Origin of the sequence: Bifidobacterium aemilianum (assembly GCF_003315635.1) — a bacterium.
In the GTDB taxonomy this organism is placed as follows: Bacteria; Actinomycetota; Actinomycetes; order Actinomycetales; family Bifidobacteriaceae; genus Bifidobacterium; species Bifidobacterium aemilianum.
Genome location: NZ_PDCG01000061.1, coordinates 1 through 484 on the forward strand (window position 1 = coordinate 1; position 484 = coordinate 484).

The 484-nt window shown below is 61.8% G+C and carries 1 protein-coding gene; it reads left to right on the plus strand.

The features are described from left to right. Positions 1–150: 150 nt before the first annotated feature. Positions 151–484 (plus strand): Hsp70 family protein (locus CRD60_RS08410; protein WP_145961908.1); only part of this gene is annotated, 334 nt, incomplete at its 3' end.

Below are 484 nucleotides of genomic sequence, written 5' to 3' on the forward strand. Positions count from 1 at the left end.
GATGTAGGCTCAAGTTTTAGTGGTGGTTGTGCCGTGGCTCTCCGGTTCAGGGGCACGGTGGATCGCCAAAAGATGAGAGCGATAACGTAACGCAAGGAAAATGAGGCACCGGGCCGTACGGACCGGGCCGCAAGAGCCAGGAGGCAACATATGGGACGTGCAGTAGGCATCGATCTGGGCACCACCAATTCGTGCATCGCCACGCTGGAGGGCGGCGAGCCCACCGTCATCGTGAACGCCGAGGGCGCTCGCACCACGCCGTCGGTCGTGGCTTTCAGCAAGTCCGGTGAGATCCTGGTCGGCGAAGTCGCCAAGCGCCAGGCCGTCACCAATGTGGACCGCACCATCTCTTCGGTCAAGCGTCACATGGGCACCGACTGGTCGGTGGACATCGACGGAAAGAAGTGGACCCCGCAGGAGATTTCTGCGCAGGTGCTGTTGACGCTCAAGAGGGACGCGGAGTCCTACCTGGGTGAACCGGTCA